This window comes from Streptomyces puniciscabiei (genome assembly GCF_006715785.1).
GTDB classification, from domain to species: domain Bacteria; phylum Actinomycetota; class Actinomycetes; order Streptomycetales; family Streptomycetaceae; genus Streptomyces; species Streptomyces puniciscabiei.
In genome coordinates this window covers 3,337,794-3,352,135 of record NZ_VFNX01000001.1, presented here as the reverse complement: position 1 = coordinate 3,352,135, position 14,342 = coordinate 3,337,794, and the positions used below count along the sequence as shown (strand labels likewise).

Sequence of the window (14,342 nt, the reverse complement as noted above, 5' to 3'; positions counted from 1 at the left end):
ATGCGGCGACTGCAACCCCCCAGGGGCGCGGGGAACTGCGCGACCAGCCACAACGCACCCGCGGCGGCTGACGGCGGGAGCCACCCGGCGGGGGCCGGGCGGCAGCCCCCAGATGGAGCTGGGGCAGTACCCGAGCCGTCAAGCGCCGGAGGCCAGGGCTCCCCGGCGCGGCTGGATCCCGGAGGGCACCGCACGCGCGCGTGCCGGTGTCCCCGTCCAGCACGTCCCCCGGCGGGCCAGGAGGCGGTGGAGCCAGAGTTCGAGGGAGATCAGGTCGGCGAGGCCGTCCAGGGGGAGGGGCTCCCCGGCGGCCGCCGCGCGGAGCGCCTTGCGGACGACGCGGGCCTCCACCAGGCCGGCGTCGGCCAGCAGGGGGCTGGCGAAGAGGTCCTGGAGGGGTTCCGCCGCCACGCGCAGGCCCGCGCGTGCGGCCGCCGCCGAGGAGGCGTGGGAGGGAGCGCCCCAGCCGGGCGGGAGGTCGGCGACGCCGGCGCCCTCCAGGACCGTACGGAGGATCGAGGAGCGAGCGCCCGGGCGGACGCGCAGGGCCTCCGGGAGGGCGCGGCAGGCGCGGACGACCTGGTTGTCGAGGAACGGCGCGTGCAGGCGCTGGGAGCGGATCTCGGCGGCCTGTTCCAGGACGCGCAGGTCGGCGGCGTGGCGGGCGAGGCCGGCACGCGCGCGGTACTCGCCGGGACGCTGGTGCCCGGCTGCCGAGCGGTCCGCCTCCGCCTGCAGCAGAACCGATACTTCGGCCAGCGCCTCCCCGGTCAGCCAACGGGCCGCCGGCCCGGGTCTGGCCCACGTCAGCGCGGCGAGGGACGCGCCGACCGCTCCCCCGGGCTCGTCGAAGCGGCGCCGCATCAGCCGCTCGGCCAGCACCTCGAGACCGGCCCGGTAGGGCGTGCGGGCGAGCCGGCGGGCGGCGCCGTACACGCGCGCGGGGACCATCACCGAGCCGTCGGCCTTGGCGAGCGCGGCGACCGGGCGCACCAGGTGGCGCCGTTGGCGGTCCATCAGGAGGTCGGCGAGGCGCGCGGGGTGGGCGTCCAGGACCTGGCGGGCGCCGTGGCCGGTGAAGTGGTCGGCGCTGCCTGCTGCGAGCCGGGCGCGGTGCCGGACGGCGGTCACCAGCGAGGGCCCGGGTTCGTCGGTGAGGGGGCCGTCGAGGTCGGCGTACGGCAGGGTGTCCTCGGCGCCGGTCACGACGACGTGGTGCAGGCGTGGGTTGGCGGCCAGGGCGCCGGCGCGCTCCAGTTCGGCCTCCCGGCCGCCCACGGCCAGGTCGTTGAAGGTGACGGCGAGGAGCCGCTCGCCCGCGCCCGTGCCGTGGCCGAGCAGCGTGCCGGGTCTGCCGGGCAGCCCGGCGGCCAGCAGCGCGAGCGTGCCGGAGGCGGGGCCGCCGGAGAGGTCGGCACCGATGCCGGGCACGGGCATCCCGCGCCGGGCCCGCCGCTCGGCCGGTCCCATGCCGGGCACCGGGCCGGGGTCGAGGTCGGGCACGTGCCGGGGGGCCGACAACCGGGTGCGGACCGCCTCCACCAGCGCGTCCCGTACGGCGTCCACGGCGCGGTCGGGATCGGCCGGGGCCGCGGCCACGGCGAGGGAGGCGACCGGCTCGTACCCGGCGATCTCCCGCGCCCCGGCGCGCAGCACGAGTGCGTGCCCCGGCGGAATGCGCCGGACGCCCTCGTACGGCGTGGTGTCGCGCAGCGCGGCGGGTACGTCCGGGGCGGCGAGCAGGGCGGCCAGGTGGGCGAAGTCGAGGTTGGCCTCGATGAGGTCGGCCAGGGGCAGCGCGGCGGTGGCGTAGGCGGTGCCGCCGGCCCAGGGGGTGTGGAACACCGGGCGGGCGCCCGCGAGGTCGCCGCAGACGGTGATGCGGCGGCCGACCCTGACGACGGCCGTGTAGCTGCCCGGCCAGGCGGTCAGATGGCGCAGTGCGCCCCCGCGCGCGGTGAACAGGCCGCGTCTGAGCTCCTCGTCGGAGGCGCCGCAGATGCCGAGGACGGCGATGCTGTTGTCCGCGTCGGCCCGCACCACGCGCACCTCGTCCGGGCGCCAGTCGCCGACGGCCCACAGCGGATCCGGGTCGCCCCACAGGAGTTGGGAGCCGACCGGGTGCAGGGTCTCGCCGTCGTAGCCGGTGGCGCCCGCGGAACCGATCCCGGCGACACCCGCGGCGGTGCTGCTCCAACCCACCAACCACCGCATCGACGCCTCCACAGGCTGTGGACAACAGTGCACCGTACGAACCGGATCCCCATGCTGCCACGAGAGGCGCGTTGTGGAGGGGCGGCGGCACCGGCTTCGATCGAGGGAAATGCCCAGCGGGCGGAGGGTGGGTGCGACTCGAATGCGCCCCCTGTACGCTCCCCCAAAACGCCCTTAGCGCCCTCAAGTTGCATGGTCGGAGCGCATGTCAACCGCGACAGGCCGGGGCGATTTTCAGCCAAATATGTTGAGCGCCACGGGATGTGAGCACGCTCCGTACAGGCCTGCGGAACGCGTGGCGGCGCGGACACGCGCACAGTCCGGGAGGCGGGCATCGCCTCCCGGACCGGTCCGCCACCCGCGGGGATGAAGGTGGCGGTGTCCCCCAGCCCACTGGATCCAGTACAGCGGGCCGACCCACGCAAGAGCCATGGAACCGCTCCCTCGATGGCCGGAGAAGAGCGCACGGACGGGCGCACGGCCACACGCGTGGGGGCACGTGGCGACAGGCCGTGCACGGTGCGTACAGGACCGCACCTTCGTACGGACCACAATCCCGCCAACCGGAACAATGCCCCTTAACGCTTGGGATGCGGCGAACTACGCTGGGTTTACGAATGCCGCATGGTTATGCCAGCGCGGCAGCCGTCTGTGTCGAGGGGTGGCGCATGTCCAGGGAGCAACGCGGGCCGAACGAAAAGCTCGGCGCCGTTCTCGCCCTCGCGGGAATCAGCAACGCAGGACTCGCCCGGCGCGTCAACGACCTTGGTGCGCAGCGCGGGTTGACTCTTCGCTACGACAAGACCTCGGTGGCGCGCTGGGTGTCGAAGGGGATGGTGCCGCAGGGCGCGGCGCCGCACCTCATCGCGGCCGCCATCGGCCAGAAGCTCGGCCGCCCGGTGCCGCTCCACGAGATCGGCCTGGCGGACGCGGATCCCGCGCCCGAAGTGGGCCTCGCCTTCCCCAGAGACGTCGGACAGGCGGTGAAGTCGGCGACGGAGCTGTACCGTCTCGACCTCGCCGGACGCCGGGCCGGCTCCGGTGGCATCTGGCAGTCGCTCGCCGGATCGTTCGCAGTGAGCGCATACGCAACGCCCGCCTCGCGCTGGCTGATAACCCCCGCCGACAGCTCGGTCGCGCGGGAGGCGGGCTCCGCCGAGGGGTCCGGCGCACCGATCAAAGTCGGCCACAGCGATGTCCGCAAGCTGCGGGAGGCCGCCGAGGACGCGAGGCGCTGGGACTCCAAGTACGGCGGCGGGGACTGGCGTTCGTCGATGGTCCCCGAGTGCCTGCGGGTGGAGGCGGCACCGCTGCTGCTCGGCTCCTACTCCGACGAGGTCGGCCGCGCGCTCTTCGGCGCCTCCGCCGAACTCACCCGGCTCGCCGGGTGGATGGCCTTCGACACCGGCCAGCAGGAGGCGGCGCAGCGGTACTACATCCAGGCGCTGCGGCTCGCGCGCGCGGCGGCGGACGTGCCGCTGGGCGGCTATGTGCTGGCGTCCATGTCGCTGCAGGCGACGTACCGCGGCTTCGGCGACGAGGGGGTCGACCTGGCGCAGGCCGCACTGGAGCGCAACCGGGGGCTGGCGACCGCGCGCACGATGAGTTTCTTCCGGCTGGTGGAGGCGCGGGCACACGCGCGTGCCGGGGACGCGCAGGCGGCGGGTGCGGCGCTGAAGGCGGCCGAGGGCTGGCTCGAGCGGTCCCGGGAGGGGGACAACGATCCTTCTTGGCTTGGTTTCTATGGATATGACCGTTTCGCTGCGGATGCGGCCGAGTGCTACCGGGACCTGAAGGCGCCCAGGCAGGTGCGGCGCTTCACCGAGCAGGCGTTGTCCAAGCCGACGGAGGAGTTCGTGCGGTCGCACGGGCTGCGGCTGGTCGTCTCGGCGGTGGCCGAGCTGGAGTCCGGGAATCTGGACGCCGCCTGTGAGCAGGGAGTGCGGGCCGTGGAGGTGGCCGGGCGCATCTCGTCGGCGCGCACGACCGAGTACGTGAAGGATCTTCTGCACCGGCTGGAGCCGTACAGGGACGAGCCGCGGGTGGTGGAGCTGCGGGAGCGGGCCCGCCCGCTGCTGATGGCCCCGGCATGAGAACCGTCACCACTGGCGTTTGAAGCCACTGTCAGTGGCGCAGTGCACTATCGGTAGCGGGAGGTGGTGCAGGTGCCGGTCGGGGCGTACGACTGTGATGTGCTCGTGGTCGGTGGGGGGATCGTCGGGCTGTCCACGGCGTATGCGATCACGCGGGCCGCGCCGGGCACGGCGGTCACCGTGCTGGAGAAGGAGCCGGGGCCGGCCCGGCACCAGACGGGGCGCAACAGCGGGGTCATCCACAGCGGGATCTACTACCGGCCGGGCTCCCTCAAGGCGCGGTACGCGGTGCGGGGCGCCGCCGAGATGGTCAAGTTCTGCGCCGAGTACGGCATCGCGCACGCCGTCACCGGCAAGCTGATCGTCGCCACGGAGCGCGAGGAGCTGCCCCGCCTGCACGCGCTCGTGCAAAGAGGCCGGGAGAACGGCATACCGGTGCGGGAGCTGGGCTCCGCCCAGATCGGTGAGTACGAACCCGAGGTGCGGGGACTGGCGGCCATACACGTCGGCACGACCGGGGTGTGCGACTTCGTCGGGGTCGCCCGGCAGCTGGCGCGGGCCTCCGGGGCCGAGATCCGGTACGGCGCCCGGGTCGTCCGGATCGACCGGCGCCCGGAGCGGGGCGTGGCCGTGCTCACCTCGGCAGGGGATGTCGTCCGCGCGCGGGTGATGGTGAACTGCGCCGGGCTGTACTGCGACGAGGTGGCCCGGCTGACCGGGGACGAACCCGAGGTGCGGATCGTGCCGTTCCGCGGGGAGTACTACGAGCTGGCGCGGCCGGAGCTGGTGCGCGGGCTGGTGTATCCGGTGCCGGATCCGGCCTTCCCGTTCCTCGGGGTCCATCTGACCCGGGGCATCGACGGAGGCGTGCACATCGGCCCCAACGCGGTGCCGGCGCTCGCCCGGGAGGGGTACGGCTGGGGGGTCGTGCGACCCCGGGAGCTGGCCGGGACCGTGGCCTGGCCGGGCTCGTGGGCGATCGCCCGACGGCACTGGAGATACGGCGCGGGGGAGCTGCACCGCTCGCTGTCGAAGGGGGCGTTCCTGGAGGCGGTGCGCAGGTTGCTGCCCGGGGTGGCCGCGGACGACCTGGTGCGGGCCCCTGCCGGGGTGCGGGCGCAGGCGGTGCTGCGGGACGGGACGCTGGTGGACGACTTTCTGATCCGGGAAGGGGCGCGGACCGTGCACGTGCTGAACGCGCCCTCGCCCGCGGCTACCGCTTCGCTGCCGATCGGGCGGGAAATAGGGCGCCGGGTGTTGTCCATGCTCGGTTCGCTGTAGTGCCCTACCAGGGAGCTCCGCCCCCCGGGCCCCCGTTTCCCACTCGCCCACCCGTCTCGGTCGGCCAAGAGGGCACCCTCGTAGGGCACCGTAAAATCGGAAGCACTGTGTCTGACTTCCTCAACGCCCCCGAAGCCCCCACGCCGGCCCCCCACACCCCCGGCGTGTCCGTCCGGCGCACCCGGGCCAAGGGGGAGCCGCGGTTTCCGGACGGGCCCAAGGCCGATCCCGCCGGGTCCCACTTCGAGCGGCGGATCCGGAGTTTTCAGCCGCGGCGCAGCCGGGTGACCGCCGGGCAGGCGGACGCGCTGCAGCGGCTGTGGCCCACGTGGGGACTGGACATCGACGGGCAGCGGGTCATCGACCTCGGCGAGCTGTTCGGGAACGACAGGCCCGTGGTGCTGGAGATCGGGTTCGGGATGGGCGAGGCCACCGCGCAGATGGCCGCCGCCGACCCGGACACCAACATCCTCGCCGTCGACGTGCACACCCCGGGACAGGGCAATCTGCTGGCTCTCGCCGACCGCGGCGGACTGTCCAACGTCCGGGTGGGCAACGGGGACGCGATCATCCTGCTCCGGGAGATGCTCACCCCCGACTCCCTCGACGGGCTGCGGGTGTACTTCCCCGACCCCTGGCCCAAGAAGCGGCACCACAAGCGGCGCCTCATCCAGCCCGAGTTCCTCACGCTCGCCGCCACGCGGCTGAAGCCCGGCGCGCTCGTGCACTGCGCGACCGACTGGGAGCCGTACGCCGAGCAGATGCTCGAGGTGCTCAGCGCGCACCCGGACTTCGAGAACACGCAGGCGGACGGCGGTTTCGCGGCGCGCCCCGCGTTCCGGCCGCTGACCCGTTTCGAGGGGCAGGGACTGGACAAGGGACATGTGGTGAACGATCTGCTCTTCAGACGCGTACCGCATCAGGACCGCGAACAGTCCGGTCATCAGGACCGATAAACCGCTCCAGCCCCTCGTCGCGTCACCGTTAGGGTCGATGCCGTGGCCACCAGTCCTCCGTTTCCGACGTATCCCCCGGGCCCCCACGGACCTGTGCTGCTCCGCCATCCGCACTGGTGGCAGCGCAGGTGGGTGCGGTACGGAGCACTGATCACCCTGCTCGCGCTGTCCGGTCTCGTCATCCTCGCGCTGGTGCGCAGGCAGACCGGTACCGAGGGGTTTCTCGTCGGGCTCGGTCTCGCCGTGCTGCCCGTGCCCTGGCTGATAGCCGCCTTCCGGTGGCTGGACCGGGTGGAGCCGGGCCCCTGGCGGAACCTGGTCTTCGCCTTCGCCTGGGGGGCGTGCGCGGCGGCGCTGATAGCCATCGTCGCCAACAGCTTCGCGACCAAGTGGATAGCCACCGCCACCGCCGATCCGGCCAGTGCCGACACCCTCGGCGCCACGGTGATAGCGCCCATCGTGGAGGAGTCCGCCAAGGCCGCCGCCGTCCTGCTCGTCTTCCTCTTCCGCAGACGTGACTTCACCGGGATCGTCGACGGGGTGGTGATAGCGGGCATCACCGCCACCGGGTTCGCGTTCACCGAGAACATCCTCTACCTGGGTACGGCCTTCGGGGCCGACCAGATCAGCGGCGGCCGCGGTATCGCCTCCGTCACCGCCGCCACCTTCTTCGTGCGCATCGTGATGTCCCCGTTCGCGCACCCGCTGTTCACCACCCTCACCGGCCTCGGCTTCGGCACCGCCGCGCTCTCCGCCGAGCGGCAGCGCGCCCGGCGGGCCCTGCTGCCGGTGTGCGGGCTGCTGCTCGCGATGAGCATGCACGCCTTCTGGAACGGCTCCTCCACCTTCGGCGAGTTCGGGTTCTTCGCCGTCTACGGCTGCTTCATGGTGCCCGTGTTCGGGCTGCTGACCTGGCTCGCGATCTTCACGCGGCAACGGGAGCTGCGGACCGTGCGGGAGGAGCTGCCGGCGTATGTGCTGGCCGGTTGGCTGGGGCCGGCCGAACCGTTCGCGCTCGGGTCGATGCGGGCGCGGCGGACGGCCCGTGACTACGCCCGGCACCACGGCGGCCGGCCGGCGGCGCGGGCGGTGGCGCAGTACGAGGCGTACGCCACCTCGCTCGCCTTCCTGCGGCACCGGGGGCGCAAGGGGAAGGCCGGGGCGGGCTTCGTCGTACGGGAGCGGGAGCTGCTGGACGAGCTGTGGAAGCGGAGGGAGGTGGCCCGGCCGGCCTTGGAGTACGCGGCGCGGCTGGCTCCGCCGGTTCGGCCGGTGCACCCGCCGGTGCCGGTGCCCATGGCCTATGAGCCGGGGTACGGCTATCCGGCGGCGCCCTACTCCGCTTACAACCCGTATCGGTCGTAGCCGATGGGTCGCGGAGAGTTCGGCACCGCCGGAATGCGCCGCCGTGACTGAGCGCCCTCGCGGCGGGAGAAGGTGACCTAGGCCGACGCCTCCGTCAGCTTCTGCACTTCCTCCTGCGTCAGCGTCAGGCCCACCACGTCCAGGAGGGCGGGGAGCTGGTCCACCGTGCGGGCCGAGGCGATCGGGGCCGTGACCGTCGGCTGGGCCGCGAGCCAGGCGAGGGCGACCCTGGCGACGGGGGCGTCATGGGCGGCGGCGACCTCGTCCAGGGCCGCCAGGACCTTCTGGCCGCGCTCGGACTCCGCGTACTCCTGGGCCCGGCTCGCGCGGGCGCTGTCGACCTTGGTGCCGGGGCGGTACTTGCCGGTCAGGAAGCCCGAGGCGAGGGAGAAGTAGGGCACCGCGGACAGGCCCTCCTTGCCGACCAGGTCCTGCAGCGGGCCCTCGTAGGTGTCGCGGGAGACCAGGTTGTAGTGGGGCTGGAGGGCGACATAGCGGGCCATGCCCTCGCGGTCGGAGAAGTCCAGGGAGGCCTTCAGGCGCTCGGGGCTGATGTTCGAGGCGGCGATGTGACGGACCTTGCCCACCTTCACCAGCTCGTCCAACGCGCCGATGATCTCCTCGACCGGGACCTCGGGCTTGTCGAAGTGGGTGTAGTAGAGGTCGATGTAGTCGGTGTCCAGGCGGCGCAGGGAGGCGTCGGCGGCGGCCTTGATATTGGCTGCGGACAGGCCCTGGAACTCGGGGTGCTGGCTGACCTTGGTGGCGATGACGACGTTGTCACGGTTGCCGCGGGCCTTGACCCACTTGCCGATGATCGTCTCGGACTCGCCGCCCTTGTGGCCGTCGATCCAGGCCGAGTAGGAGTCGGCGGTGTCGACGAAGTTGCCGCCGGCCGCCGTGTAGGCGTCGAGGACGGCGAAGGAGGTCTCCTCGTCGGCGGTCCAGCCGAAGACGTTGCCGCCCAGGCAGAGCGGGAAGACCTGGAGGTCGGAGGAGCCGAGTGTGCGCAGAGAAGTCATGCTCCAAGTCAACGCCGACGGGGGATGATCACATCCCACCGTCGGCGCCGGATTCACACGAATGGCACGGTCAGGGGTTGAGCCCCTTGTCGCGCAGCCACGGCGCCGGGTCGATGGCGGTGGCCTGGCCGTTCGGGTGGACCTCCAGGTGCAGGTGCGGGCCGGTGACGTTGCCGGTGGCGCCGACGCGGCCGATGACCTGGCCGGTGGAGACCTTCTGCCCGACGGAGACGTTGATCGAGGACTGGTGGCAGAACCACAGCTCCGTGCCGTCGTCCAGGGTGATGACGGTGCGGTAGCCGTAGGCGCCCGCCCAGCCGGCCTGGGTGACCGTGCCGCTGTGGACGGCCTTGATGAGGGTGCCGGTGGGGGCGGCGAAGTCGAGGCCGGTGTGGTAGCCGGAGGACCACATCGCGCCGGGCTGCCCGAAGGTGCCGGTGATCGTGTACGAGACGACCGGCAGCGTGTACTGCTTGGCCAGCTCGGCCAGCCGCTTGGCCTCGGCGGTCTTCTTGGCGTCGGCCTCCGCCTTCTCCTTGGCGTCGGCGGCCTTGGCGGCGGCCTCCTTCTCCGCCTTGGCGGCCGCGGCGGCGGTCTGCTGGTCGGCCGCGGCGATCGCGGCGGCGGTGGCCTTGCTGTCGGCCTGGCCCTTCTGCTGCTCGGCCTGGGCCATGATCCGGTTGCGCAGGGCCTCGCCCGCGCTGCCGCTGTCGGTGCTGTCGGTGGTCACGCCGACCTTGCTGAGGCCGGTGGCGGTGGCCTGGTGCGCATCGGAGGAGCCGCCGAAGATGTGCTCGACGGAGTCCAGGTCCGGCAGGGATATGGAGACCGGCGGCTTTCCGGTGTTGGCGCTGGCCATGCCGCCCGCGCCGACCGCGGCCATCACGCCGACGCCGAGGACGGTGGAGCTGCGCGCGAAGCCGCCGCGCTGCTTGGTGACGCGGTGCCGGCCACGGGCCGAGGCGACGGAGTCCTCGGTGGGGTTCCACTCCTCCCAGGGCCCCTCCTCGGCGCGGTAGGCGCCGTAGCCGAAGGTCTCCGGCTGGGCTTGCGAGGGCACGAACGGGGCTTCTGGGGCGGGCCGGTTGGACGCCACTCGGGCGTACTCCTTTCCTTCCTCCGCCTACCGGGTTAGCTGACGGGTTCGGAGCAGGAAGGTCTCCTACGCGCGTATACCAACTGCGGCATTCGCGCGATTCACCCCAAGGTGGTGGTTCCCCGGTTCCCTCGCGGGATTCGGCGCGTGCGCACGGAGCCGCCTCTTGTGACGGCTGGGACGACCGCGCTGCGTTATCGAACGTTAATAGACCTGCCAGTCACTTTCCAAGCCGTTCGGCTTGATCGTTAAGGTTTTCGGGCCAGGACTTACCAACCATTACCGCGGCAAACCGGGCGAGTTGACCGCCGTTCAGGAGTCTCGGCATTTTTGATGGTGTCTCAGATGTTATGCGGAGGGCGTTCGTCCGCTCACCGGCCGTGAAGACGATCACGTGCGGCGTACGGCGAGCAGCGCCATGTCGTCCGCCATCCCGCCGCCCGAGTGCCGCCGCACCTCACCGGCGAGCCGGTCGAGCAGGACGCCCGGACCGGGGAAAGCGCGTCCGGCGAGCCGCCGCTCGGGGTCGTAGAACCGGCCGTACGCGTCGCGCGCCTCGGACAGGCCGTCGGTGTGGAGCAACAGGGTGGCCGCGTGCGGGAAGCCCTCCTCCTGGGCGCGGTCGGGCCACATCCCGAGGTCGGCCATGCCGAGCGGCAGCGCGGGCTCGGGCGCGGACAGCGTGCGCAAGGTGCCGTCGGCGTACAGCAGCAGCGGCGGCGGATGCCCGCGGTTCACGATCCGTACCAGGCCTTCACCGTGCGGGAGTTCGGCGAGCACGGCGGTGGTGAACCCCTCGAAGGCGTCGACCCCGTCCCTCCGGGTCCCCTCCCGGGCCAGCGCCCGCTCCAGCCGCTGCACGACCGCCTCCAGCGTCAGCTCCTGCTCGGCCGCCTCCCGGAACGCCCCGATCAGCACGGCGACGGCGGCGACCGCGCCCAGCCCCTTGCCCCGCACGTCGCCGACGATCAGCCGGATCCCGTGCGGGCTGTCCTGCACGGCGTACAGATCGCCGCCGATGAAGGCGTCCTGCCGGGCCGCCTCGTACCAGGCCGCGATCTCGAAGCCGCCGATCCGCTCGGCGGGCTCGGGCAGTACGGCCCGCTGGGCGGCCTCGGCGATCTCCCGGGCGGAGGCGAGCCGCCGGTCGCCGAGGCGGACCACGCGGTTGATGGCGACGGCCAGCAGGGCGACCGTGGCCACGGTGACGACGTCCGTGACGGTGGCCACAACCGGATGCTCGCCGGTCCGGGTGTGCACCGCGTACATGGCGGTGACGGCCGCGACACCGGTCAGCACGGTGGTGCGCAGCGAGGACAGGGGCGCGGCGATCAGCGGCGCGGCGGTGAAGAACGGGACGGCGGTGAACTCCCTCGGGGTGAGCAGGCCGTACAGCACACCGCCGGCGATCAGCGGGGCGGGCAGGGCGCGGGCGAGGGAGCGCGGGGCGGGCCGCGGAGTCCGCCGCACGGGCACGCGCACGGGCACGGGCTCGTCGCCGAGGCCGGGGTCGGGCACGGGGTCGCCGGGGAGCCGGCCGCCCGCCCTGGCGTACGGGCTCTCCTCCACCTCACCAGGGCGCACCGCTTGTCTCCCACATGTCCGACGTGAGTCCAGGTTTGCGGGCGACGCGGCGGCGGGCGACCCCGGTGCGGCCGATCGGATGACCGGGTGGTGTACAGTAGAGACACAACGACGCGGGGTGGAGCAGCTCGGTAGCTCGCTGGGCTCATAACCCAGAGGTCGCAGGTTCAAATCCTGTCCCCGCTACTGAAGGCTCAGGGCCCGGAAGCCATTGGTTTCCGGGCCCTGAGTGTTTCCCCGGCCCCGGGCGGGCCCGGGGAGGGGCTCAGCCGAGCAGATGCCTGTTCGGCGCCTTGGCGGACTCCTCCAGCTCAGGCAGTACGACCACCTCCGTGCCCCCCTTCGCCAGCACCCCGCTCCCGTCGGCCGAATCCACGAACGTGTCCGGCTCCCGCCAGGCCGTGACCACCCGCCGCACCCCCGCCCGCAGAATCAGCTCGGCACAGGGCGCCGGACGGGAGGCCCGCCGGGCACAGGGCTCCAGACTGCTGTAGACCGTGGCACCGGCCAGCCGGGGATCCGCCGGGTCGAGCTTCGCCAGCGCGGCCTCCTCCGCGTGGACCACGGGGTCGTCCCCCTCCCGCGAATGGCCCCGGGCCAGCTCCGTGCCGTCTCCGGCCACGACGAGCGCCCCGACGCTGAAGGCCGTCCGCGAGGGCGGACACAGCGCGGCCAGTTCGCACGCCGTACGCAACCAGTGACGGTCGGCCGCGGTGGGCAGCGGGCCGGTTCCGGGGGCCGTGGGCTCGTAGCGCATGAGGACGACGTCCTCGATCCTGCGGGTCTCGGTCAGGCGCAGCCGGCCGGCCTGGTAGCCGCCGGGGCCGAACAGGCGGGGTGCGGCCGGGTCGCCGACGAACAGCGGGGCGAGGACCAGCTGGAGCTCGTCGGCGAGGCCGAGCTGCAGCAGCTGGGTGTGGACCGTGCCGCCGCCCTCGACCATCAGCCGCTCGACGCCGCGCACGTCGTGCAGGTGGGTCAGCAGCGCCCGCCAGTCGAGGTCGGGGCCCAGCGGCACGATGTCCGCGGTGCCGCCGACGCGCCCGGCCGCCCGCTCGGCGCCCTCGTCGGTCGTGTAGACCAGCTTCTCGCCGCCGGTGTGCCAGAAGTTGGCGTCCGGGTCGAGGTCGCCGCCGGCGGTGACGGCGACCTTCAGCGGGTACTCCGGCCGGCCCTCCCGCACCCGCGCCGCCCGGCGCTCGGCGGAGTTGACCAGCAGCCGCGGGTTGTCGGCGCGGATCGTGCCGGCGCCGATCAGGATGGCGTCGACGGAGGCCCGTACCGCGTCGACCCGGTCGAAGTCGGCCGGGCTGGACAGCAGGAGCCGGTCGGGGCCGGTGTCGTCGAGATAGCCGTCGAGGGAGACGGCGGCGGACAGCAGCACGTACGGGTACGACATCGGCGCGGTCTCCCTGCGGGGCGAGGCTTGGTTCAAGTTTGAAACAAACTTACACTGGCGGCATGACGACCCGCTGGCTCAGCCCCGAGGAGCAGCGCGCCTGGCGCGCGTACCTGGCCGCGACCCACCTCCTGGAGGACGCGATCGACCGACAGCTCCAGCAGGACGCCGGCATGCCGCACCTGTTCTACTCCGTGCTGGCCAACCTCTCCGAGGCGCCCGACCGGCGGCTGCGGATGACCGACCTCGCCGAGTCGCTGAAGATCACGCGCAGCCGGCTGACATACGCGGTGACCCGGCTGGAGCGGGACGGTCTGGTGCGCCGGGAGGAGTGCCGCTGGGACAAGCGCAGCAGCATCGCCGTGCTGACGGACGAGGGACTGGCCGTACTGCAGCGTACGGCGCCCGGGCATGTCGAGACCGTGCGCGCCACCCTGTTCGACCGGCTCACACCGGAGCAGGTGGGGCAGCTTGAGGAGATCTGCGCGGGGATCGCACGCGGGCTGCAGGGCGACGGTGGCGAGTCCGGCACGGAGGACGTGCCCTGGCGGCGCCGTTCGTCCTGTTCGTGACCGCCCCGCAGCGGATCACCCGAATCCGATTGCTTTAACTTTTAAGCATGATGTAGGGTCCCCTGCGTAGCGCTGCTTCAAAACTGAAGCACATGCCCGCACCCGGAGGGACCCGCATGCCCGACACCCCCGCCGCCACGCCGCGCGCCCGCGTCCGGGTACCGCTGCGCTTCCACGACGGCTACAGCGTCGACGCCGAACTCGTCACCTTCCACGGCCTGGCCGACGGCCAGGAGCACGTCGCCGTCGTCCTCGGCGACCCCGCCCCCGGCGCCGTCCCGCTGGTGCGCCTGCACTCCGAGTGCCTGACCGGCGACGTCTTCGGCTCGGCCCGCTGCGACTGCGGACCCCAGCTGCGCGAGGCGGTCGAGCGCATCGCCGACCGCGGCGGCGTCCTGCTCTACCTCCGCCAGGAGGGCCGCGGCATCGGTCTCTACAACAAGCTCGACGCCTACGCCCTGCAGGACCAGGGCCTCGACACCTACGAGGCGAACGCCGCGCTCGGCCTGCCGGAGGACGCCCGCGACTACACGGCCGCCGCGCAGATGCTCGCCGCCCTCGGCATCGGAAACCTGGACCTGCTGTCCAACAACCCGGACAAGGCCGAGCAGTTGCGCGCACTGGGCGTGGTGGTACGGGACCGGGTGCCGACCGGCGTCTTCACCACGGCCCACAACGTGCGCTACCTGCGTGCGAAGGTCCTCCAGACCCGGCACACCCTGCCGCTGGCCGAGCTGGGCGTGGGCTGAGCCCGTCGGCG

The 14,342-nt window shown here is 72.8% G+C and carries 11 protein-coding genes, 1 tRNA gene and 1 riboswitch; of the genes, 7 read left to right on the top strand and 5 right to left on the bottom strand.

The features are described 5' to 3' along the window. Positions 1–138: 138 nt before the first annotated feature. Positions 139–2,214 (bottom strand): asparagine synthase-related protein, encoded by a 2,076-nt coding sequence (locus FB563_RS15390; RefSeq protein ID WP_055709900.1) that lies wholly within the window; start codon positions 2,212–2,214, stop codon positions 139–141. 668 nt (positions 2,215–2,882) lie between these two features. On the opposite strand from FB563_RS15390, the gene FB563_RS15385 reads away from it, so the two are divergent. The 4 genes from FB563_RS15385 (at position 2,883) to FB563_RS15370 (ending at position 7,909) form a co-directional block, all read left to right on the top strand. Then, a complete protein-coding gene (locus FB563_RS15385; RefSeq protein WP_055709899.1) occupies positions 2,883–4,307 on the top strand; it encodes an NsdA family TPR-like regulatory protein in 1,425 nt (474 codons plus the stop codon). A 63-nt stretch (positions 4,308–4,370) separates the two neighbouring features. Further along, a complete protein-coding gene (gene lhgO, locus FB563_RS15380; RefSeq protein ID WP_055709898.1) occupies positions 4,371–5,588 on the top strand; it encodes an L-2-hydroxyglutarate oxidase in 1,218 nt (405 codons plus the stop codon). Between the two features lie 107 nt (positions 5,589–5,695). Then, a complete protein-coding gene (gene trmB, locus FB563_RS15375; RefSeq protein WP_142218720.1) occupies positions 5,696–6,544 on the top strand; it encodes a tRNA (guanosine(46)-N7)-methyltransferase TrmB in 849 nt (282 codons plus the stop codon). A 42-nt stretch (positions 6,545–6,586) separates the two neighbouring features. Then, positions 6,587–7,909, top strand: coding sequence for a PrsW family intramembrane metalloprotease (locus tag FB563_RS15370; RefSeq protein ID WP_199833016.1), 1,323 nt, complete (start codon positions 6,587–6,589; stop codon positions 7,907–7,909). Positions 7,910–7,986: 77 nt separating this feature from the next. On the opposite strand, the gene FB563_RS15365 is transcribed toward FB563_RS15370, so the two are convergent. The 3 genes from FB563_RS15365 to FB563_RS15355 all read right to left on the bottom strand — a co-directional run bounded on the left by FB563_RS15365 (position 7,987) and on the right by FB563_RS15355 (position 11,611). Further along, positions 7,987–8,931 (bottom strand): aldo/keto reductase, encoded by a 945-nt coding sequence (locus tag FB563_RS15365; RefSeq protein ID WP_055709959.1) that lies wholly within the window; start codon positions 8,929–8,931, stop codon positions 7,987–7,989. Positions 8,932–9,001: 70 nt separating this feature from the next. Next, on the bottom strand, positions 9,002–10,027 hold the full coding sequence (locus tag FB563_RS15360) for a M23 family metallopeptidase (protein WP_055709958.1): 1,026 nt from the start codon (positions 10,025–10,027) through the stop codon (positions 9,002–9,004). 9 nt (positions 10,028–10,036) lie between these two features. Then, a riboswitch (cyclic di-AMP (ydaO/yuaA leader) is annotated at positions 10,037–10,183 on the bottom strand. Positions 10,184–10,417: 234 nt separating this feature from the next. Further along, a complete protein-coding gene (locus FB563_RS15355) occupies positions 10,418–11,611 on the bottom strand; it encodes a PP2C family protein-serine/threonine phosphatase (protein WP_055709957.1) in 1,194 nt (397 codons plus the stop codon). 112 nt (positions 11,612–11,723) lie between these two features. Between FB563_RS15355 and FB563_RS15350 the strand changes: the two genes are divergently transcribed. Further along, positions 11,724–11,797 (top strand) — tRNA-Met (locus tag FB563_RS15350). A gap of 79 nt (positions 11,798–11,876) precedes the next feature. Here FB563_RS15350 and FB563_RS15345 read toward each other — a convergent pair. Next, positions 11,877–13,010: a dihydrofolate reductase family protein gene (locus tag FB563_RS15345; RefSeq protein WP_055709956.1), complete on the bottom strand. Its 1,134-nt coding sequence runs from the start codon at positions 13,008–13,010 to the stop codon at positions 11,877–11,879. A gap of 62 nt (positions 13,011–13,072) precedes the next feature. On the opposite strand from FB563_RS15345, the gene FB563_RS15340 reads away from it, so the two are divergent. Both FB563_RS15340 and FB563_RS15335 read left to right on the top strand, forming a co-directional pair. Continuing rightward, complete coding sequence (locus tag FB563_RS15340; protein ID WP_055709955.1) at positions 13,073–13,582, top strand: MarR family winged helix-turn-helix transcriptional regulator; 510 nt, start codon at positions 13,073–13,075, stop codon at positions 13,580–13,582. Between the two features lie 116 nt (positions 13,583–13,698). After that, positions 13,699–14,331, top strand: coding sequence for a GTP cyclohydrolase II (locus FB563_RS15335; protein WP_055709954.1), 633 nt, complete (start codon positions 13,699–13,701; stop codon positions 14,329–14,331). The last annotated feature ends 11 nt before the right edge of the window (positions 14,332–14,342 follow it).